This window comes from Streptomyces microflavus, from assembly GCF_014650075.1.
Taxonomy (GTDB): domain Bacteria; phylum Actinomycetota; class Actinomycetes; order Streptomycetales; family Streptomycetaceae; genus Streptomyces; species Streptomyces microflavus.
On record NZ_BMUG01000004.1, the window covers coordinates 36599 to 55749 of the forward strand.

General features: G+C 70.6%; 16 protein-coding genes, 2 tRNA genes and 1 pseudogene. 11 read left to right on the plus strand and 8 right to left on the minus strand.

Translation table 11 applies throughout. The features are described 5' to 3' along the window. The first annotated feature begins 395 nt into the window (after positions 1–395). On the plus strand, positions 396–1505 hold the full coding sequence (locus IE264_RS12460) for a YlbL family protein (RefSeq protein WP_032757864.1): 1110 nt from the start codon (positions 396–398) through the stop codon (positions 1503–1505). 70 nt (positions 1506–1575) lie between these two features. Here IE264_RS12460 and IE264_RS12465 read toward each other — a convergent pair whose 3' ends face one another. Beyond that, entirely contained in the window at positions 1576–2136 is a 561-nt protein-coding gene (locus IE264_RS12465) for a PPA1309 family protein (protein ID WP_233277148.1), read from the minus strand. 137 nt (positions 2137–2273) lie between these two features. Here IE264_RS12465 and IE264_RS12470 point away from each other — a divergent pair, with 137 nt between their 5' ends. The 4 genes from IE264_RS12470 (at position 2274) to IE264_RS12485 (ending at position 7928) form a co-directional block, all read left to right on the plus strand. After that, entirely contained in the window at positions 2274–5246 is a 2973-nt protein-coding gene (locus IE264_RS12470) for a UPF0182 family membrane protein (protein ID WP_032757866.1), read from the plus strand. 42 nt (positions 5247–5288) lie between these two features. Continuing rightward, positions 5289–5362: transfer RNA gene (locus IE264_RS12475), tRNA-Met, on the plus strand. 211 nt (positions 5363–5573) lie between these two features. Beyond that, a complete protein-coding gene (locus IE264_RS12480; RefSeq protein ID WP_032757868.1) occupies positions 5574–7772 on the plus strand; it encodes a tetratricopeptide repeat protein in 2199 nt (732 codons plus the stop codon). 82 nt (positions 7773–7854) lie between these two features. After that, positions 7855–7928, plus strand: a tRNA-Met gene (locus tag IE264_RS12485). 128 nt (positions 7929–8056) lie between these two features. Here IE264_RS12485 and IE264_RS12490 read toward each other — a convergent pair. Further along, positions 8057–8476: a Fur family transcriptional regulator gene (locus IE264_RS12490; RefSeq protein ID WP_015611234.1), complete on the minus strand. Its 420-nt coding sequence runs from the start codon at positions 8474–8476 to the stop codon at positions 8057–8059. Between the two features lie 127 nt (positions 8477–8603). Here IE264_RS12490 and IE264_RS12495 point away from each other — a divergent pair, with 127 nt between their 5' ends. Beyond that, complete coding sequence (locus tag IE264_RS12495; RefSeq protein ID WP_015611235.1) at positions 8604–10073, plus strand: catalase; 1470 nt, start codon at positions 8604–8606, stop codon at positions 10071–10073. Positions 10074–10133: 60 nt separating this feature from the next. Here the strand turns inward: IE264_RS12495 and IE264_RS12500 are convergent, their stop codons facing one another. Continuing rightward, positions 10134–10544: a CBS domain-containing protein gene (locus IE264_RS12500; RefSeq protein ID WP_032757871.1), complete on the minus strand. Its 411-nt coding sequence runs from the start codon at positions 10542–10544 to the stop codon at positions 10134–10136. A 178-nt stretch (positions 10545–10722) separates the two neighbouring features. After that, a complete protein-coding gene (gene hisN, locus IE264_RS12505) occupies positions 10723–11523 on the minus strand; it encodes a histidinol-phosphatase (protein WP_032757872.1) in 801 nt (266 codons plus the stop codon). 123 nt (positions 11524–11646) lie between these two features. On the opposite strand from hisN, the pseudogene IE264_RS12510 reads away from it, so the two are divergent. Then, positions 11647–12159: pseudogene (locus tag IE264_RS12510) on the plus strand (TetR/AcrR family transcriptional regulator); the annotation flags it as partial. Between the two features lie 443 nt (positions 12160–12602). On the opposite strand, the gene IE264_RS12520 reads toward IE264_RS12510, so the two are convergent. The 4 genes from IE264_RS12520 to IE264_RS12535 all read right to left on the minus strand — a co-directional run bounded on the left by IE264_RS12520 (position 12603) and on the right by IE264_RS12535 (position 16303). Continuing rightward, positions 12603–12926, minus strand: a complete 324-nt coding sequence (locus IE264_RS12520) for a DMT family transporter (protein WP_015611239.1) — start codon at positions 12924–12926, stop codon at positions 12603–12605. A 146-nt stretch (positions 12927–13072) separates the two neighbouring features. Further along, on the minus strand, positions 13073–14089 hold the full coding sequence (rsgA, locus tag IE264_RS12525; RefSeq protein ID WP_032757873.1) for a ribosome small subunit-dependent GTPase A: 1017 nt from the start codon (positions 14087–14089) through the stop codon (positions 13073–13075). 3 nt (positions 14090–14092) lie between these two features. Beyond that, positions 14093–15433, minus strand: coding sequence for a 3-phosphoshikimate 1-carboxyvinyltransferase (gene aroA / locus IE264_RS12530; protein ID WP_032757995.1), 1341 nt, complete (start codon positions 15431–15433; stop codon positions 14093–14095). A gap of 156 nt (positions 15434–15589) precedes the next feature. Further along, on the minus strand, positions 15590–16303 hold the full coding sequence (locus IE264_RS12535; RefSeq protein ID WP_032757874.1) for a M50 family metallopeptidase: 714 nt from the start codon (positions 16301–16303) through the stop codon (positions 15590–15592). 53 nt (positions 16304–16356) lie between these two features. Between IE264_RS12535 and IE264_RS12540 the strand changes: the two genes are divergently transcribed. The 4 genes from IE264_RS12540 (at position 16357) to rsrA (ending at position 19145) form a co-directional block, all read left to right on the plus strand. Continuing rightward, a complete protein-coding gene (locus IE264_RS12540) occupies positions 16357–17172 on the plus strand; it encodes an SOS response-associated peptidase (protein WP_015611243.1) in 816 nt (271 codons plus the stop codon). A gap of 49 nt (positions 17173–17221) precedes the next feature. Beyond that, entirely contained in the window at positions 17222–17863 is a 642-nt protein-coding gene (locus IE264_RS12545; protein ID WP_015611244.1) for an alpha/beta hydrolase family protein, read from the plus strand. Between the two features lie 308 nt (positions 17864–18171). After that, on the plus strand, positions 18172–18828 hold the full coding sequence (locus IE264_RS12550) for a sigma-70 family RNA polymerase sigma factor (protein WP_018510075.1): 657 nt from the start codon (positions 18172–18174) through the stop codon (positions 18826–18828). Next, on the plus strand, positions 18825–19145 hold the full coding sequence (gene rsrA, locus IE264_RS12555) for a mycothiol system anti-sigma-R factor (protein ID WP_015611246.1): 321 nt from the start codon (positions 18825–18827) through the stop codon (positions 19143–19145). The genes IE264_RS12550 and rsrA overlap by 4 nt, the downstream gene beginning before the upstream one ends. Positions 19146–19151: the final 6 nt, after the last annotated feature.

Genomic DNA, 19151 nt, shown 5'->3' on the forward strand with positions numbered 1-19151 from the left:
ACCGGACCGGTGCGCATCAGCCCCGATTTGCGTAACCGCACCCCTGCCATGAGCGTTGGTCTTCCGGATCGTTAATCTGCAGATCGATCACTCGGTCGCTCATGGGGTAGGGAGGTCGTGATGGCGGCACTCGCTTGGCTGTTGATTCCACTTTTCGCTGCTGTCGGCGGTGCGATATGGGCAAGTTGGGCTGCTCGCAACCGCACGACCGGCGATGTCACCGAACTCGCCGGATACGCCAGGTTCCGTGACGCGATGGAGAAATCGCACTCCGGTTCCGAGGCTCTCTGAGGCCGTCGAACGCCGCGTGACACCCTCCCCGCCGCGCTTCGGCCGCTCCCCGGACGGACCGGCCCCGGCGGTGGACCTACAGGCCCTTCCCGTACTGTCGTTCCATGCCACGCCGCACCGCGACGATGCTCGCCTCCACCCTCATCCTCATCGCGCTCTTCTGCGCAGGCCTGCTGATCAAAGTGCCGTATTCGGAGATGTCTCCCGGGCCGACGGTGAACACTCTGGGCGAGGCGCGTGGCGAACCGGTCCTGCGGATCACCGGTCGCAAGACGTACCCGACATCCGGGCATCTCAACATGACGACGGTCCGGGTCACCGGAGCGGACTACCGGATGAACCTGGGCGAGGCCGTCTGGGGCTGGCTGGCCCACGACAGTGTCGTCGTACCGCACGACACGCTCTATCCGGACGGCAAGACCGAGGAGCAGTCCACCCAGGAGAACGCCGAGGAGTTCAGCCAGTCCCAGGAGAGCGCCAAGGTCGCCGCCCTGAAGGAGCTGGACATCCCGGTCGCCACTCAGGTCGTGGTCTCCACCGTGGTCAAGGGCAGCCCTTCCGAGGGCAAGCTGCACGCCGGTGACGTGATCAAGGCCGTGGACGGCACCGCGGTCAAGGAGCCCGGTGACGTCGCCGAGCTCGTCACGAAGCACAAGCCCGGCGAGGACGTCACCTTCACCATCGTCCCCGCCGATGAGGCGGCCGCCGCCGAGAAGGCCGGCCGGGTCCCCGAGGGCGGCAGGAAGATCACCCTCACGACCGAGAAGGCGCCCGCCACGGAGCAGGGCGGCGAGGAGGAGGACCGGGCGATCGTCGGGATCAGGGCCGGGACGGACCACACGTTCCCGTTCGAGATCGACATCGAGCTCGCGGACGTCGGCGGTCCCAGCGCCGGGCTGATGTTCTCCCTGGGCATCATCGACAAGCTCACCCCGTCCAATCTGACCGGCGGAAAGTTCGTCGCGGGCACCGGAACCATCGACGACGCGGGCAAGGTCGGCCCGATCGGCGGGATCAACATGAAGCTGGTCGGGGCCCGCGAGGCGGGCGCCCGCTACTTCCTCACGCCCGACGACAACTGCGCCGCGGCCGCGTCGGACACCCCGGACGGGCTGACCCTGGTCCGGGTCAAGACCCTCGATGACGCCCGGAAGTCGATGGAGCAGATCAGCGCCGGGAAGACCGACGCGCTGCCGAGCTGCTCGGCAGGCTGACCCACGCGCCCGGTTCCGGCCCGGACCGGGCGGAAACCGGGCGCGGAGGCCGGCACCGGACGACGGTCCGTCAGGACTCGAACGTCGCCGCGAGGGCCTCGGCGAGCCCCGGCACCAGACCGGCACCGGTCAGCACCTCGGTGGGGGAGTCCTTCTCGCGCAGCCGTACGGCGGAGTCGCGCGCCCCGTCCCGCAGCACGGCCACCGTCATCCGCACCTCCTGCCGGTCGGGGTGCTTGGCCACCCACTTGGTGAGCTGCTTGTCGCTGAGACCCTCCGGTACGGAGGCCTCGGCGGACGGCGGCAGCATCAGCCGCTCCACGGTCATGGCACAGCCGACCACGGCGTCGGGCCAGGCGATGGTGCCGAGGAAATCGTCCAGGGCGGTACCGGCGGGCAGCTCCTCCTGCTCGATCGGTGTGAGGGAAGCGGTCGTGGAGGCGGCGTCGTCCAGCCCGAGCTGAGCGGCGAGACCGGGCTCCTGGACCCGCAGCCGGGCGGTGTCGACCAGGGCGAACAGCCGGGCCGGCTGGTCCCAGCCGAGAGTGGAGGCATAGGCATCGATTTCGAGGACGGCGACGGTGAGCGGGCTCGCTGCCATCGGAGGTCCTGCGGGGGAAACGTTGGGCATGGGCAATATCCTGCCTCCTTCGGCCCCGGTATCGGGAACTAGGTAAAGCTTCAGTAAGTTGCATAGGTGGGCTCTACGACCGCTGGGGCCCGCTCCACACGACCGCGAACTTCGAGGTGCGCACGTTGGCTTTCCAGATGCCGGACCGCGGCGGAGGCCCCACCGGGCCACGGATCAGTGTCGGCCGCCCGTCCCGGCGCGTCCGCACCCTGCTCATGACCTTGGGGGTCCTGGCGGTTCTCGCCATGGCCTTCGTCATGTTCGCCGGGTTCTGGACGGACTGGCTCTGGTACCGGTCGGTCGCGTATTCCTCCGTCTTCACCACCACCCTGTGGACCAAGATCGGGCTGTTCCTCGTCTTCGGACTGCTGATGGCCCTGGCCATCGGCCTGAACATCTGGCTCGCGCACCGGCTCCGGCCGCCGCTGAGCGCGATGTCGCTGGAGCAGCAGAGCCTGGACCGCTACCGGATGAGCGTCGCCCCCTTCAAGAAGTGGGTGCTGCTCGCCGTCACCGCGCTCGTCGGTCTGATCGCCGGAGCATCCGCCTCCGGCCAGTGGCGCACCTGGCTGATGTACGTCAACGGCGTGCCGTTCGGCACGAAGGACCCCCAGTTCAAGCTGGACGTCTCCTTCTACGCCTTCGACCTGCCGTGGTACCGCTTCCTGCTCGGCTTCGGCTTCGCGGCGACGGTGCTCTCGCTGATCGCCGCCGCACTGACCCACTATCTGTACGGCGGGCTGCGCATCACGAGCCCCGGCGCCCGCGCCACCGCCGCGGCCACCGGTCATCTCTCGGTGCTGCTCGGCATCTTCGTCTCCCTGAAGGCCGTGGCCTACTGGCTCGACCGGTACGGGCTCGCGGTGAAGTCCAGTGACTTCAAGGCCGCGGACAACTGGACGGGCCTGCGGTACGTCGACGCGAACGCCTACCTCCCGGCGAAGACGATCCTGTTCTTCATCGCGGCGATCTGTGCCGTGCTGTTCTTCGCGACGCTGTGGCGCCGCACCTGGCAGCTGCCGGTCATCGGCTTCGGCCTGATGGTGCTCTCGGCGATCCTGATCGGCGGGCTCTACCCGGCGATCGTGCAGAAGTTCCAGGTCCAGCCGAACGAGCAGGCCAAGGAAGCCCCGTTCATCCAGAAGAACATCGACGCGACACGCGATGCGTACGACATCGCCGACGCGGAGATGGAGGACTACTCGGGCCAGGCCACCACGGGCGACGACACCAAGCTGCGGGCCGCCGCCAACACGGCCGCCAGCTACCGCGTGATGGACCCCAACGTCGTCTCCCCGGCCTTCCAGCAGCTCCAGCAGCGCAGGAACTACTACCAGTTCCCCAAGACGCTGGACGTCGACCGCTACAAGGGCGCGGACGGCAAGGAGCAGGACACGGTCATCGGTCTGCGTGAGCTGAACATCCAGGGCCTGCCCAAGCGGAACTGGATCAACGACCACTTCACGTACACCCACGGCTACGGCGCCATCGCGGCCCGCGGCACCACCACCGGCACCAACCCGACGGGGTCCCCGGACTTCACGGAGTCGGGTCTGCCGTCCACCGGTGAGTTCGGGAAGTACGAGCAGCGCATCTACTACGGCGAGAAGACCGAGCAGTACTCCATCGTCGGCGGGCCCCAGAAGGAGCTCGACTACGAGGAGGACGGCGAGAAGACCACCAGCTACAAGGGCGGCAGCGGGGTCAGCCTCTCCAACACCTTCAACCGTGCCGCGTACGCGGTCTCGTTCAGCGAGCCGCAGATCATGTATTCGGGAGCCATCGGTGACGGCTCGCGGATCCTGTACAACCGCACGCCCAAGGAGCGCGTCGAGGCCGTCGCCCCGTGGCTGACCATCGACGGGGATGCCTACCCGGCGGTCGTCGACGGCCGGATCCAGTGGATCGTCGACGCCTACACCACGACGAACGGCTACCCGTACGCCTCCCGTACGACGCTCGGTGACACCACGGCCGACTCGCTGACCACCAATCAGCGCGCGGTCGTCGCCCAGCAGAACCAGGTCAACTACATCCGCAACTCGGTGAAGGCCACCGTCGACGCGTACGACGGCAAGGTCAAGCTCTACGAGTGGGACACCAAGGACCCGGTCCTCAAGACCTGGCGCAAGGCGTTCCCGGGCACGGTGGAAGCCCGCTCGAAGATCCCGCAGACGCTCATGGACCACCTGCGGTACCCGCAGGACCTCTTCAAGGTCCAGCGCGAGCTGCTCACCCGCTACCACGTCGAGGACCCCGCGCAGTTCTACAGCGGCTCCGACGCGTGGCAGGTGCCGGACGACCCGACCAACAAGGAGCCGGGTTCGGTCCCGCCGTACTACCTGTCCATGAAGATGCCGGGCCAGGACCAGCAGGCGTTCTCCCTGACCACCACGTTCACCCCCAGGGGGCGCCCGAACCTCGGCGCCTTCATGGCGGTGAACGCGGACGCGGCCAGCAAGGACTACGGCACGATGAGACTGCTCCGGGTCACCTCCACGGTGAAGGGCCCGGGCCAGGTACAGAGTGAGCTCAACGGCAACGACGACGTCGCCGAGTTCGTGAGGAACCTCAAGGGCACGGACTCCGACATCGAGTACGGCAACCTGCTCACGGTGCCGCTCGAAGGCGGCTTCCTCTACATCGAGCCCGTCTACACACGCGGTGGCACGCAGAACTACCCGCTGCTGCGCAAGGTGGCCGCCTCGTACGGTTCGAAGATCGTCTTCGAGAACAACCTGGGAGACGCGCTCAACGCGGTCTTCGGGGTCGACGGCGAGTCCGACACCACACCGCCGGACCCCAGTGAGCCGCCGGGTGACACGACCAAGCCGCCGGCCACCGGCAGCGACGCGCTCAAGCAGGCCATCGCGGACGCCCAGAAGGCGTACAACGACGGTGAGGCGGCGCTGAAGGAGCAGGACTGGCCCGCCTACGGCAAGGCCCAGGACGCGCTCCAGGAGGCTCTGGAGCGGGCAGCCGCGGCCCAGCCCAAGGCCGGAGCCGAGGGCGACAAGGTCGCGGCTCCGGAGAAGGACGCCGGAGCCGACGCGGCCAAGAAGCCCGAGAAGGGCGAAGAGGCCGAGCAGGTCGCCGACCAGGGCAGCTGAGAAGGAGCCACCCCGCGCCGTGGTACGGTTTCAACACAACGGCGCGGGGTGGAGCAGCTCGGTAGCTCGCTGGGCTCATAACCCAGAGGTCGCAGGTTCAAATCCTGTCCCCGCTACTGAAAGACGAAGGCCCGGATCCTATGGGATCCGGGCCTTCGTCGTGTCGTCGTGTCTTTCTCGGTCCGTGGGCGTGAAGTGCGGTTCGCTGGGCACCAGTTGGGTTCCGACGTGTTTGACTTGTCTCTCTGTGGGCATGTCGACAAAACGCTGAAGTGACCTCACTGGCCGCGATATACCAGGTGTACGCGGGTTACAGGTGGTGCGACGATGGTATTTATGGGGGACAGGGCAACTCTGTTGGAGACAGGGCGGTTTGTGCAGCGGCGCGGCCAGAAGGCGGACAAGATGGCAGATGCGGCTTTCGCTGCAGTCATCGCCGGGGCGGCCGGAGCGGGCGCGAGCACACCCGGACCACGGGACGCCACCACCGCCGGTGAAGCAGGGCCCGCCGTCGAGGCGCCGGCCCGGGGCAGGGGGCGTACCACGAGCGAGACCACCGCGACGGTGGGGCACGTGGACGCGGACGCCGTGCACGCCACCGGCGCCACGGGCGTGACCACGCCGGACGCGGGTACCACGGACGCCGTCGACGCGGCGGACAGCGCCGAGACGGAGGCGCGCCACCGACGGGCGGCCGAGGCCGGGGACACCGCGTCCATGAGCGTGCTGGGCGCCCTGCTGCTGCGCCGCGGCGAGCTGGACGGGGCCGAGACCTACCTCCGCGCCGCCACCGCCGACGGCGACCGGGCCGCCGCCAACAACCTGGGCGTCCTGCTCCACCAGCGGGGCTACCCGGACGAGGCCGCCGGCTGGTGGCGCATCGCCGCCGTCGCCGGCTCCGCCGCCGCCGCGCACGCGCTGGGCCGCCACTTCCGCGAGCGCGGGGACGAGCCGGGCGCGGAGTACTGGCTGCGGCAGTCCGCCGAGCAGGGCCACGCGCTGGGCGCCTACGCGCTCGCCGACCTCCTGGAGCACCGCGGCGACATCGGCGCCGAGCGCTGGCTGCGCGCCGCCGCCGAGCAGGGCCACCGGGAGGCCGCCTACCGGCTGGCCCGCACCCTGGAACGGAACGCGGTCGAGGACCCGCACGACGCCTTCGGCCTGGGCCGGGGGACCGGCACCGGCCGGAGCACGCCCGGCCTCGGCCTCCCCGGCGACCCGGCCGCGCCCGACGCCCGTACACCGAGTGCGGCGGGCGCGGCAGGCGCGAAGGGCGGAAAGAGCGGCGACAGCCCCGTCGCCGGTCCGGCGACGGGCCGGGTCGGCGAGGCCGAGCAGTGGTACCGCCGGGCCGCCGCCCGGGGGCACCGGCGCGCGGCGCTGCACCTCGGCGCGATCCTGGAGCAGCGCGGCGAGCTCAAGGAGGCGGGCCGCTGGTACCTCACCGCCGCCAAGGACGGCGAGGCCCGGGCCGCCTGCGCCCTGGGCTTCCTGCTGCGCGACGCGGGCGACGAGGAGAGCGCCGCCGTGTGGTGGCTGCGCGCTGCCCAGGACGGCGACGGCAACGCCGCCAACGCGCTGGGTGCCCTGCACGCGGCGCGCGGCGAGCAGCAGACCGCCGAGCGCTGGTACCGGGCCGCCATGGACGCCGGTGACGTCAACGGCGCGTACAACCTCGGGCTGCTCTGCGCCGCCCAGGACCGTACGCCGCAGGCCGAGCAGTGGTACCGCCGCGCCGCCTACGCCGGGCACCGCGAGGCCGCCAACGCGCTCGCCGTGCTCCTTCTCCAGGCCGGGGACCACACCGGCGCCGAGCCCTGGTTCTCCAAGGCGGCCGAGGCCGGCAGTGTGGACGCCGCCTTCAACCTCGGCATCCTGCACGCCGGGCGTGACGAGGACCGTACGGCGCTCGGCTGGTACCAGCGGGCCGCGGCGGCCGGGCACACCGACGCCGCGCTCCAGGTCGCCATGGCCCTGCTGCGCGACGGCGAGGACCGTGAGGCCGAGCGTCATCTGCGGTGCGCCGCGGGCGGCGGCAGCGCCGAGGCGGCGTTCCGGCTGGCCGGGGTGCTCGACGCACGCCAGCCGCCGCCGGGACCGCCCGCGCTGGGCGAGCCGATGCCGGAGAAGACCGAGTGCGAGGAGTGGTACGAGCGGGCCGCGCAGCAGGGGCACCGCCGCGCCCAGGTCCGGGTCGGCATGCTCGCCGCAGCCCGGGGGGACGTGGAGAGCGCCGCCCACTGGTACCGGGAGGCCGCCGAGGCGGGCAGCCGCAACGGCGCCTTCAACCTGGGGCTGCTGCTCGCCCGCGAGGGCAGCGAGCGCGAGGCCGCCCTGTGGTGGAGCCGCGCCGCCAACGCCGGTCACGGCCGGGCCGCGCTGCGGCTGGCGCTGCTCGCTGCCCGCCGGGGCGAGCTCACCGAGGGGCAGCGCTGGTGCGCCCGGGCCGTGGAGCTGGGCCCGGCCGAGGTGTCCGAGCGTGCGGCCCGGCTGCGCGACGCCCTGCACCAGGAGCTCACCGCGTGACACTGGGAGAATCCGGCCTCCAGGGGCCGGTGTGAATGAATTTGCGCCGTTCGACCTGCTGACGTAATGTTGCATTCACCGACGCGGGGTGGAGCAGCTCGGTAGCTCGCTGGGCTCATAACCCAGAGGTCGCAGGTTCAAATCCTGTCCCCGCTACTGAAGAACGAAGGCCCGGATCTCGATCAGAGATCCGGGCCTTCGTCATGTCCGGAATCACCGCAACCATCACAACCGTCGGACCGAAAGATCCGGGCCCGCCTGTTCGACAGGCGGGCCCGGCGTGCTCAGGCAGTGGCGGCGCAGCTCGGACAGAGTCCCCGGTACGTCACTTCGACGCCGGAGACCGTGAAGCCGTAGCGCTCGTCCGCGGGCAGGTCCGCCAGCGGATTGCCCGCCGGGTGCACATCGCGGATGGCGCCGCACTTGCCGCAGATCAGGTGGTGGTGCGGGCGGTGCGCGTTCGGGTCGTACCGCTTCGCCCGGCGGTCGGTGGAGACCTCCAGCACCTCGCCGAGGGACACCATCTCGCCGAGGGTGTTGTAGACGGTGGCGCGGGAGATCTCGGGCAGCCTGTCGACGGCCCTCGCGTGGACCTCGTCAGCCGTCAGGTGCACATGGTCCCCGTCGAGGACCTCGGCCACGACACGCCGCTGCGCCGTCATGCGCCAGCCGCGTCCACGGAGTCGTTCCAGCAGGTCGCTCATGGAGCCCAGCCTAACAGTGGGGGGACCGAGTCCCGATCGGGTGTGAAGTTGGATGCTCACTTGACTTAGACATTGTCCATTGTAGGATCGAGACCGGCATTCGCCAAGGGACAGGCTTGTACAAGACATGACGCAGGAGGCGCACGTGACGCAGGGACCGCTCACCACGGAGGCCGGGGCGCCGGTAGGCGACAACCAGAACAGCGAGACCGCAGGCGTCGGCGGTCCGGTCCTGGTCCAGGACCAGGCGCTGCTGGAGAAGCTCGCCCACTTCAACCGGGAGCGCATCCCGGAGCGCGTCGTGCACGCCCGCGGCGCCGGCGCGTACGGCACCTTCACGCTGACCCGCGACGTCTCGCAGTGGACCCGGGCGAAGTTCCTCTCCGAGGTGGGCAAGGAGACGGAGACGTTCCTGCGCTTCTCCACGGTCGCCGGCAACCTCGGCTCCGCCGACGCCGTGCGCGACCCGCGCGGTTTCGCGCTGAAGTTCTACACCGAGGAGGGCAACTACGACCTCGTCGGCAACAACACCCCGGTGTTCTTCATCAAGGACGCCATCAAGTTCCCCGACTTCATCCACACCCAGAAGCGCGACCCGTACACCGGCTCGCAGGAGGCGGACAACGTCTGGGACTTCTGGGGTCTGTCGCCCGAGTCGACGCACCAGGTGACCTGGCTCTTCGGTGACCGCGGCATCCCGGCCACGCTGCGCCACATGAACGGGTACGGCTCGCACACCTTCCAGTGGAACAACGAGGCCGGAGAGGTCTTCTGGGTCAAGTACCACTTCAAGACCGACCAGGGCATCAAGAACCTCACCACCGAGGAGGCCGTCCGGCTCTCCGGCGTCGACCCGGACTCGCACCAGCGCGATCTGCGCGAGTCGATCGAGCGCGGTGAGTTCCCGTCCTGGACGGTGCAGGTCCAGATCATGCCGGCGGCGGACGCGGCGACGTACCGCTTCAACCCGTTCGACCTCACCAAGGTGTGGCCGCACGCGGACTACCCGCCGGTCGAGATCGGCAAGCTGGAGCTCAACCGCAACCCGGAGAACATCTTCGCCGAGGTCGAGCAGTCGATCTTCAGCCCCGCGCACTTCGTGCCGGGCATCGGCCCGTCCCCGGACAAGATGCTCCAGGGCCGTCTCTTCGCGTACGGCGACGCCCACCGCTACCGCGTCGGCATCAACGCCGATCACCTGCCGGTGAACCGCCCCCACGCCACCGAGGCGCGCACCAACAGCCGGGACGGCTACCTCTACGACGGCCGCCACAAGGGCACCAAGAACTACGAGCCGAACAGCTTCGGCGGCCCCTTCCAGACGGACCGCCCGCTCTGGCAGTCCACGCCGGTCACCGGTGACACCGGCAACCACGAGGCCTACAGCCACGCCGAGGACAACGACTTCGTGCAGGCCGGCGACCTCTACCGGCTCCTGAGCGAGGACGAGAAGGGCCGGCTGGTCGAGAACCTCGCCGGGTTCATCTCCCAGGTCTCGCGCGACGACATCGCCGAGCGCGCGATCAACAACTTCCGCCAGGCGGACGGCGACTTCGGCAAGCGGCTGGAAGCCGCGGTCCAGGCCCTTCGCGGCTGACCGGGCGCCTGCCGTCGACGGTGGGCCGGATCCCCTCACGGGGGTCCGGCCCATCGGCCGTCACTGCGCCGACCCGGCGGTGGCCACCGTACGGCGGCGGGTCGGCGCCCAGCAGCGGATGATGTCGCGCACCGACACGATGCCCACCGGCCCGTTGCCGTCCAGCACGATCAGATGCCGGAACCCGCCGTGCGTCATGGCTTCCGCGGCCTCCTCCAGGGTCCAGGCCGGGGCGGCGAACACCACATCGGTGGTGGTGTGGGCGGACGCGGTCTCCAGATCGGGGTTCTGGCCCGCCCCGATCGCGTTGAGGATGTCGCGCTCGGTGATGATCCCGAGCCCACAGGTGTCCGGGTCGTGGACGACGGCGGCCCCGATGCGGCGGGCCGACATCAGCCGGGCGGCCTGGCGGAGCGTGTGGGTGGGGCCGATGGTGAGGACCACCGTGCTCATGGCGTCACGGACGAGCATGAAACGAGCCACCTCCTCGGTGCGCCGACTCTGTGAGTCGATTCACAAGTTCACAAGTGGGGGGACTCTCAGAGTTGCACCCTTGGGGCGGGTCGACAAGGGGTGGACCGGGCGCGTACCGGGGGAGTGCGCAAGCACGCGCGGCACTCCCCGGGGCGCCCGGTGACCGGCAGGGGTCTCAGTAGCGCTGGTTGAGGTAGCCCAGCAGCTCGTCGTGGAGCAGACCGTTCGAAGCGGCCCCGTTGGAGCCACCGGGACCGTCGGCCCCGTCGAGATCGGTGAACCGGCCGCCCGCCTCCTGGACGATGATCGCGTTCGCCGCCATGTCCCACAGCGAGAGCTCCGGCTCCGCGCAGATGTCCACGGAACCCTCGGCGACCATCATGTACGGCCAGAAGTCCCCGTACCCCCGCGTCCGCCAGCAGGCCCTGGTCAGGTCCATGAAGCCGTCGAGGCGGCCCTGCTCCTCCCAGCCGGTCAGCGAGGAGAACGCGAACGAGGAGTCCGCGATCGTCTCCACCTTCGACACGTGCAGCCGGCTCGCGGAGGTGAGGCTCCGCCCGGAGAAGGCGCCCGCGCCCTTCGCCGCCCACCAGCGCCGGCTCAGCGCCGGCGCGGAGACCACCCCGACCACCGGCTGGAAACCGTTCTCGCCCGCCTCCATCAGCGAGATCAGCGTCGCCCACACCGGCACACCGCGTACGTAGTTCTTGGTGCCGTCGATCGGGTCGATCACCCAGCGCCGCGGTCCGGTGCCCTCGATGCCGTACTCCTCGCCCAGGATCGCGTCCCGTGGGCGGGCCCGGTGGAGGTGGCCGCGGATCAGCTCCTCGGCGGCCTTGTCGGCCTCGCTCACCGGCGTCATGTCCGGCTTGGTCTCCACCTTCAGGTCGAGAGCCTTGAACCGGTCCATCGTCGCCGCGTCGGCGGCGTCGGCCAGTACGTGGGCGAGGCGCAGATCATCGTGGTAGTCGGGCATGCCGTCACAGTATCCAGCCGTACGGTGCAGGGGCCACCGGCCCCCGTCCCGTACGCGGACCCTTGACAGTCGCCATGTGCGCCTCAACTCTGAACCGCAGGCCCCTGGGTGCGGGAGGCGGCGATGCCGACAGCGCGAGAAGCCCTGCTGGACGCCGCCCTCAGGGCGCTCGCCGACCGGCCCTGGCGCACGGTGCGGATGGTCGACGTCGCCGCGCTGGCCGGTGTCTCCCGGCAGACCCTCTACAACGAGTTCGGCACCAAGGACGGGCTGGCCACCGCCCTGCTGCGGCAGGCCGCCGACGGCTATCTGACCGGCGTGGACCGCGCACTGACGGCGCCCGCGCCGGAGCACTCGGCGGCCGTGGCGGTCTGGACCGTACGGGCCGCCCGCGAGGACCCGCTGGTCAAGGGGTTGCTCACGGGGCTCTGGGAGGAAGGGCTGCCGCGCCCCGGCCACGATGTCCCGGGCCCGGCGCGGTTGCTGGGACTGGCGCAGGACCGGATGGCGGCGGCGTCGCTTCCCGTCGCGGAGCCGGACTCGACTACGGAGCCGGGCTCGGCCGAGGCGGCGGGCAGGGCCGCGGAGCGCTGCGAGCTCGTGCTGAGGCTCGCGCTCTCCTGCGTGGTCGTGCCGTGCCGTAACCGGCCCTGCCCGGCGCACCATGCCGCTGCCACGACAGGGGAGCAGGGGTTGACCTCAAGCCCGGTTGAGCCTCTAGGTTCAGGGGCGCAGATGCCGACCCACGGGAGAGGAACGACCATGAGGACGCTGGTGCTGGGAAGGACGCCCGCCAGGGTGACGGCGGTACTGGCCACGCTGCGCGCGGACGGTTTCGACGCGCAGGGGGTGAGCACCGACGAGGAGGCCCTGACGCTGCTGCGGACCGGTGAGTTCGGCGTGCTGATCATCGGCGGGGGCGTGGGCCCGGCCTCCCGCTCGGCGATCAGGGCCTTCGCCGCGGAGCACCGGGTGCGGCGGGTGATCGACGGCGCGCTGAGGGAGCCGTTCGACACCTATGTACGGAACGAGTTCGAGCCGCTGATCCGGGAGGCCGCCGCCCAGGGCTGACGGCGGCGTCAGTGCGTGGAGCCGGACAGCTGGAGCCCGATCACTCCGAGGATGACCAGCGAGATCGACACCAGCTTCAGCGTCGAGACCACGTCATCGAGGAAGACCATGCCGTAGATCGCTGTACCGGCCGCTCCGATGCCGGTCCACACCGCGTACGCCGGTCCGACGTCCAGCTTCTTCAGGGCCAGCGTCAGAAGGCCGAAACTGCCCAGGGCGAAAGCGGCGAACGCGATCGTCGGCCAGAGCCGGGTGAACCCGTGGGAGAGCTTCAGACAGACGGCGAAACCGGTCTCCAGCAGTCCGGCGACCACGACCAGCAGCCATGCCATCGTCCGTTGCCTCCTGCGTAGGTGACTGAGGGATCACGTTCGGTGCGATTATGCCTTTACCGATCGTTGAAACTCTCGCAAACCCGCCCGGAGCGCAAGGGCCGGATGCAGTCATACCGCGGCCGGTCCGGTGCGCCGGGGCCGGGTCAGTCGCCCTCGCGCCGCTCCCGGGTCGAGAGCAGCCGGCGCAGGGAGTCGAGCCGGGCCGGATCGGCGTGCCCCTCGGCCACCCAGGCGTCCAGCGCGCACTCCGGCTGGTTCTCGTCGTGGGTGCAGCCGCGCGGGCAGTTCTCGGTGCCCGGCTGGAGGTCGGGGAAGGCGTTGATGACGCGCGACGGGTCGACGTGGTGCAGCCCGAACGACCGTACGCCGGGGGTGTCGACGACCCAGCCGCGGCCGTCGGGCAGCGGCAGCGCGAGCGCGGAGGTGGTGGTGTGCCGACCGCGGCCGGTGACCGCGTTGACGATGCCGGTGGTCCGCCGCCGGTCCTTCGGGACCAGCGCGTTGACCAGCGTCGTCTTGCCGACCCCCGAGTGCCCGACGAAGGCTGTGATCTTGCCGTTCAACTGCTCGCGCACCCGGTCCGCCGCGCCGCCGTTCTCCAGCTCCTCGCGGTTGGTCACGATGTACGGGACGCCGAGCGGCGTGTACGCCTCCAGCAGCTTGTCCGGCGAGGCCAGGTCGGACTTGGTCAGCACCAGGAGCGGGGTGAGGCCCCCGTCGTACGCCGCCACCAGACAGCGGTCGATCATGCGCGGGCGCGGCTCCGGGTCGGCCAGCGCGGTCACGATCGCCAGCTGGTCGGCGTTGGCGACGACCACGCGCTCGTAGGGATCGTCGTCGTCGGCCGTGCGGCGCAGCACCGTACGGCGTGAGGCGATGCGCACGATCCGGGCCAGGGTGTCCTTCTCGCCCGAGAGGTCCCCGACGATGGAGACGGTGTCGCCCACCACGGCGGCCTTGCGGCCCAGTTCGCGGGCCTTCATCGCCACCACGGTCCGGCCGTCGACGAGGCAGGTGAGCCGGCCCCGGTCGACGGTGAGGACCATGCCGTCCTCGGCGTCCTCGTGCTTGGGCCGGATGTGCGTACGCGGCCGGTTGCCCTTGCGGTTGGGGCGGACGCGGATGTCGTCCTCGTCGGGGTTCTTCCCGTAGCGGCGCATGTCCTAGGCCCCGAGCATTCCGGTCCACATGTCCGGGAAGTCCGGCAGGGTCTTGGCGGTCGTGCCCACGTTCTCGATCTCCACGCCCTTGACCGCGAGGCCGATGATCGCCCCGGCGGTGGCCATGCGGTGGTCGTCGTACGTGTGGAAGACGCCGCCGTGCAGCGGGCGCGGGCGGATGTGGAGCCCGTCGGCCGTCTCGGTGACGTCACCGCCCAGCTCGTTGATCTCCTTGGTGAGCGCGGCCAGCCGGTCCGTCTCGTGGAGCCGCAGATGGGCGACGCCGCTCAGCGTGGAGGGGGAGTCGGCCAGTGCCGCGACCGCCGCGATGCCCGGGGTCAGCTCGCCGACCTCGCCGAGGTCCACGTCGATGCCGTGGATCCGGCCCGTACCGGTGAAGGTCAGCCCGCGCTCGGTCAGCTCGCAGCTGCCACCCATCGCGGTGAAGATCTCGCGCAGGGCGTCACCCGGCTGGGTGGTGCGCTCGGGCCAGTCGGGGATGGTGACCTTGCCGCCCGTCACCAGCGCGGCGGCCAGGAACGGCTGGGCGTTGGAGAGGTCGGGCTCGATCGTCAGGTCCCGGCCGAGCAGCGCGGAGGGGGAGACCCGCCAGACGTTCGGCTCGCCACCCGTCTCCGGCTCGTCCACCTGCGCCCCGACGGCCCGCAGCATGTCGACGGTCATCCGGATGTGCGGCATCGAGGGGAGGGTGGAGCCGGTGTGCCGGACCTCCACGCCCTGGTTGAAGCGCGGCCCCGACAGCAGCAGCGCCGAGACGAACTGCGAGGACGACGACGCGTCGATCGCCACCGGGCCGCCGTCCAGCGCCCCGCCGCCGTGCACCGTCAGCGGCAGCGCGCCGCGCCCGTCGTCGTCGATCCGCGCGCCCAGCGCCCGCAGCCCCTCGATCACGCCGGTCAGCGGCCGCTCGTACGAGCGGGGGTCGCCGTCGAAGCGGATCGGGCCGTCGGCGAGGGTGGCGACGGGCGGCAGGAAGCGCATGACGGTGCCGGCGTTGCCGACATCGACGGTGGCCGGGCCGTGCAGCCCCGCCGGGATGACCCGCCAGGCCTCGCCCGTGATCCCGGGCTCGCCCGAGGCGGTGGAGCTGGAGGAGATCGTCTCCTCGATGCCGACGCCCATGGCGCGCAGCGCCTCGGCCATCAGCAGGGTGTCGCGGGAGCGCAGCGGGCGGCGCAGCCAGCCCGGCTCGGAGGCGAGCGAGGCGAGGACGAGCGCCCGGTTGGTGACCGATTTCGATCCGGGCACGGTGACGGTCGCGTCGACGGCTCCGCTCGCGTGAGGGGCGGGCCAGAGGGCAGGGTGCACGGAACTCTCGGTCATGGCCATCACTTTAGTGGTTCCGGGTGAACCTGGATCCTGCGGAAAAGGGCGGAAACCGGCTCGTAACGAAAGACTGGTACGGACCGGAGTCGCCCTTCAGGGCCTCGGAACCCTTGTCTCCAGGATCTCGCAGCCCCGGTCCCCCCGGTCCGGGCATCACCAGCCCAGCAGCCAGCGCCCGCCGCCGATCAGCGAGCACAGCGACACCGCGTGGAAGAGGAACAGCCACAGCGGCGCCGGGGCGTGCGTCAGGCGGGCCAGCTGGTCGGCGTCGGAGTCCGGCGCACCTCCGTACCGCCGCTTCGACTGGAGCTCGAAGGGCGGCCGCACTCCGCCCAGCAGCAGGAACCAGACCACCGCGTACGCGAAGGCGGACTGCACGTCGGAGGAGGTCAGCCAGGACACCAGCAGGAAGACCGTGCCGGTCAGGATGACGGTGAGGGCCCCGTACACATTGCGGATCATCACCAGCATCGCGGCGAGCAGCGCCGTCGCGATCCACAGGAGCAGCGTGATCCGGCCGTTGGTCAGCAGCCAGGCACCGCCCAGGCCCAGCAGCGAGGGGGCCGTGTAGCCGGCCGCCGCGGTGAGGATCATGCCGATCCCGGTGGGCTTGCCGCGGCTCACGGTCAGCCCGCTGGTGTCCGAGTGCAGCCGGATGCCGGAGAGCTGACGCCCGGTGAGCAGGGCCACCAGGCCGTGGCCGCCCTCGTGGGCGATGGTGATGGTGTTGCGGGCGAGCCGCCATATCGGGTTCGGCACGACCGCGATGAGCGCCAGGGCGGCCGTCACCACCACCAGCCACTGCTCGGGGGCCGACTGGGTGCCGGTGAGGCGATCCCACAGATCGCCCAGTTCGGTGCTGTTCATCGGCCGGGCGACTCCTTGCGGCGGGGGCGGGCGGTCGTGGCAGTCTGGCACTTATGTGCGGACGGTATGCAGCGAGTCGGCGGCCCGAGGACCTGACCGGACTCTTCGGTGTCGAGAAGTGGGAACCCACCGAGACCCTGGAGCCGGACTGGAACGTGGCGCCGACCAAAGAGGTCTACGCGGTACTGGAGCGTCCTGTTAAGGACGCGGACGACCAGCGTCCGGTTCGCCAGTTGCGCGCCCTGAAGTGGGGGCTCGTCCCCTCCTGGTCGAAGACCCCCGAGGGCGCGGCCCGGATGATCAACGCCCGCGCGGAGACCGTGCACGAGAAGCCGTCCTTCCGCCGCGCCTTCGCCCAGCGCCGCTGCATCCTGCCCGCCGACGGGTACTACGAGTGGGTCACCGGCGCAGAGGAACGGCAGCTGGAGGAGAAGAAGGGCAAGAAGCGGGCGCGGAAGCAGCCCTACTTCGTCACCCCCGCCGACGGCTCGGTCTTCGCGATGGCCGGACTGTACGAGTTCTGGCGCGACCCGACCCTCCCCGGCGACCACGCGAACGCCTGGTGGGTGACGTGCTCGGTGATCACCACCGAGGCCGAGACCACGCCCCTGGCCGTAGCCCCCGCCGAGGGCCCCGGCGCGCTCGCCGACATCCACCCCCGGATGCCGCTGATGCTCACCCCGGACCGCTGGGACACCTGGCTCGACCCCACGCACACCGGCCTCGACGAGCTGCGCGCGCTGCTGGAGCCGCCGCCCGGCGGGCTGATGCGCGCCTACCCGGTCGCCACCGCCGTCAGCAACGTCCGCAACAACGGGCCCGAACTGCTGGAGGAGCTGGCCGCGCCGGAGGAGTCCACGCTGTTCTGAACGGAGGAGTCCACGCTGTTCTCACCGGCGTGCGGGAGAGGATGGCGCGGTGAGCCCTCAACCGCGTACGCAGAACGTCACCACCGACGCCGGTGAGGCCAGGATCACCTGGTTCCCCGCGCCCGAGCCCCGTCTCCTGCTGGCCACGAGCCACGGAGCGGGCGGCGGCATCGAGGCCCGCGACCTGAAGGCCCTGGCCGCCGCCCTGCCCGGACACGGGGTCACCGTCGCCCTGGTGGAGCAGCCCTGGCGGGTGGCCGGCAAGAAGATGGCCCCCGCCCCGAAGACCCTGGACACCGGCTGGCGCGGAGTGTGGCCCGCCCTGGCCGCCCCCGGGCTCCCGGTCGTCTCCTCGGGGCGCAGCGCCGGGGCCCGGGTCGCCTGCCGGACCGCCGCCGAGCTGGGCGCCCTGGCCGTCCTCGCCCTCAGCTTCCCGCTGCACCCGCCGGGCAGGCCCGAGAAGTCCCGGGCGGACGAGCTGCTCTCCACCGGCGTGCCCACCCTGGTGGTCCAGGGCGGCAACGACCCGTTCGGCCGACCGGAGGAGTTCCCGCCCGGCCCGTACGAGCTGCGGGAGGTGCCGTACGGCGACCACGGCTTCGCCGTACCGAAGAAGTCCGGGCTGGACGAGGCCGGGGCGATGGGCGTCCTGACCGGCGCGGTGGCGAAGTGGCTCGCCGCACTGGGGTGAGCCCCGGGTGACCCGGACCCCGGGAATGCGGCGTACGGGGGCGCTGTTGTTCGGGACGTCGGTACAACAACGTCGTACGTGGAGAGGGAGTCCGTCGCATGGGTTCGACCATCTGCCCGAGCCGCTCGAACGCCGCTGAACTGGAGTGGACCGTGCTGCATGCGGCGAGGACCACTCCTGAGCGGTCCATGGGCGGATCCGATCGGCAGCCTGCCACGAAGCAGGATCGACAGCCCGTCTCGAAGCAAGGTCGACTATTCTCCGAGGCGAGCGGGTCCGGTTTCGGCTCCGCCACATCGTTGGAGGAGGTGGGTCCGGTCACTGGGACCGACACAGGGACCGACGACGGCCGTGCACCGGAGACGACCGCCGAGCGCAACGCGCGCTTCGAGCGGGACGCCCTCGGTTTTCTCGACCAGATGTACTCGGCCGCGCTGCGCATGACGCGCAACCCCGCCGATGCCGAGGACCTGGTCCAGGAGACCTACGCGAAGGCGTACGGCTCCTTCCACCAGTTCCGTGAGGGCACGAACCTCAAGGCGTGGATGTACCGCATCCTCACCAACACCTTCATCAACTCGTACCGCAAGAAGCAGCGTGAGCCCCAGCGCAGCGCCGCCGAGGAGATCGAGGACTGGCAGCTGGCGCGCGCCGAGTCGCACATGTCGACCGGTCTGCGTTCGGCCGAGTCCCAGGCCCTCGACCACCTGCCGGACTCCGACGTGAAGTCGGCGCTCCAGGCGATTCCCGAAGAGTTCCGCATCGCCGTCTATCTCGCCGATGTAGAGGGCTTTGCCTACAAGGAGATCGCGGACATCATGGGGACTCCCATCGGTACGGTGATGTCCCGGCTGCACCGCGGCCGCCGTCAGCTGCGCGGCATGCTGGAGGACTACGCCCGTGAGCGCGGGCTCGTCGCGGCCGGTGCCGGTGACTCGGACGATCGGAAGGGCTCTACCTCATGAGCTGCGGAGAGCCGCACGAGACGGATTGCTCGGAGGTCCTCGACCATCTCTACGAGTTTCTCGACCGGGAGATGCCCGAGGGCGACTGCACCAAGTTCGAGGTGCACTTCGAGGAGTGCTCGCCGTGCCTGGAGAAGTACGGCCTGGAACAGGCCGTGAAGAAGCTGGTCAAGCGGTGCTGCGGACAGGACGAGGTCCCAACCGACCTGCGTTCCAAGGTGATGGGCCGGATCGACCTGATCAGGGCCGGCGAGGCCGTGCCCGAGCAGGACATCACCGTCGCCGGGACGGATCAGGCCGCCACAGCGCGCGAATAGTCACCC

What these genes read in the sequence shown, in the direction of transcription:
- IE264_RS12460 (WP_032757864.1), top strand. Translation starts at nt 396, where the DNA reads ATGCCACGCCGCACCGCGACGATGCTCGCCTCCACCCTCATCCTCATC.
- IE264_RS12465 (WP_233277148.1), bottom strand. Translation starts at nt 2,136, where the DNA reads ATGCCCAACGTTTCCCCCGCAGGACCTCCGATGGCAGCGAGCCCGCTC.
- IE264_RS12470 (WP_032757866.1), top strand. Translation starts at nt 2,274, where the DNA reads ATGCCGGACCGCGGCGGAGGCCCCACCGGGCCACGGATCAGTGTCGGC.
- IE264_RS12480 (WP_032757868.1), top strand. Translation starts at nt 5,574, where the DNA reads ATGGTATTTATGGGGGACAGGGCAACTCTGTTGGAGACAGGGCGGTTT.
- IE264_RS12490 (WP_015611234.1), bottom strand. Translation starts at nt 8,476, where the DNA reads ATGAGCGACCTGCTGGAACGACTCCGTGGACGCGGCTGGCGCATGACG.
- IE264_RS12495 (WP_015611235.1), top strand. Translation starts at nt 8,604, where the DNA reads ATGACGCAGGAGGCGCACGTGACGCAGGGACCGCTCACCACGGAGGCC.
- IE264_RS12500 (WP_032757871.1), bottom strand. Translation starts at nt 10,544, where the DNA reads ATGCTCGTCCGTGACGCCATGAGCACGGTGGTCCTCACCATCGGCCCC.
- hisN (WP_032757872.1), bottom strand. Translation starts at nt 11,523, where the DNA reads ATGCCCGACTACCACGATGATCTGCGCCTCGCCCACGTACTGGCCGAC.
- IE264_RS12520 (WP_015611239.1), bottom strand. Translation starts at nt 12,926, where the DNA reads ATGGCATGGCTGCTGGTCGTGGTCGCCGGACTGCTGGAGACCGGTTTC.
- rsgA (WP_032757873.1), bottom strand. Translation starts at nt 14,089, where the DNA reads ATGCGCCGCTACGGGAAGAACCCCGACGAGGACGACATCCGCGTCCGC.
- aroA (WP_032757995.1), bottom strand. Translation starts at nt 15,433, where the DNA reads ATGACCGAGAGTTCCGTGCACCCTGCCCTCTGGCCCGCCCCTCACGCG.
- IE264_RS12535 (WP_032757874.1), bottom strand. Translation starts at nt 16,303, where the DNA reads ATGAACAGCACCGAACTGGGCGATCTGTGGGATCGCCTCACCGGCACC.
- IE264_RS12540 (WP_015611243.1), top strand. Translation starts at nt 16,357, where the DNA reads ATGTGCGGACGGTATGCAGCGAGTCGGCGGCCCGAGGACCTGACCGGA.
- rsrA (WP_015611246.1), top strand. Translation starts at nt 18,825, where the DNA reads ATGAGCTGCGGAGAGCCGCACGAGACGGATTGCTCGGAGGTCCTCGAC.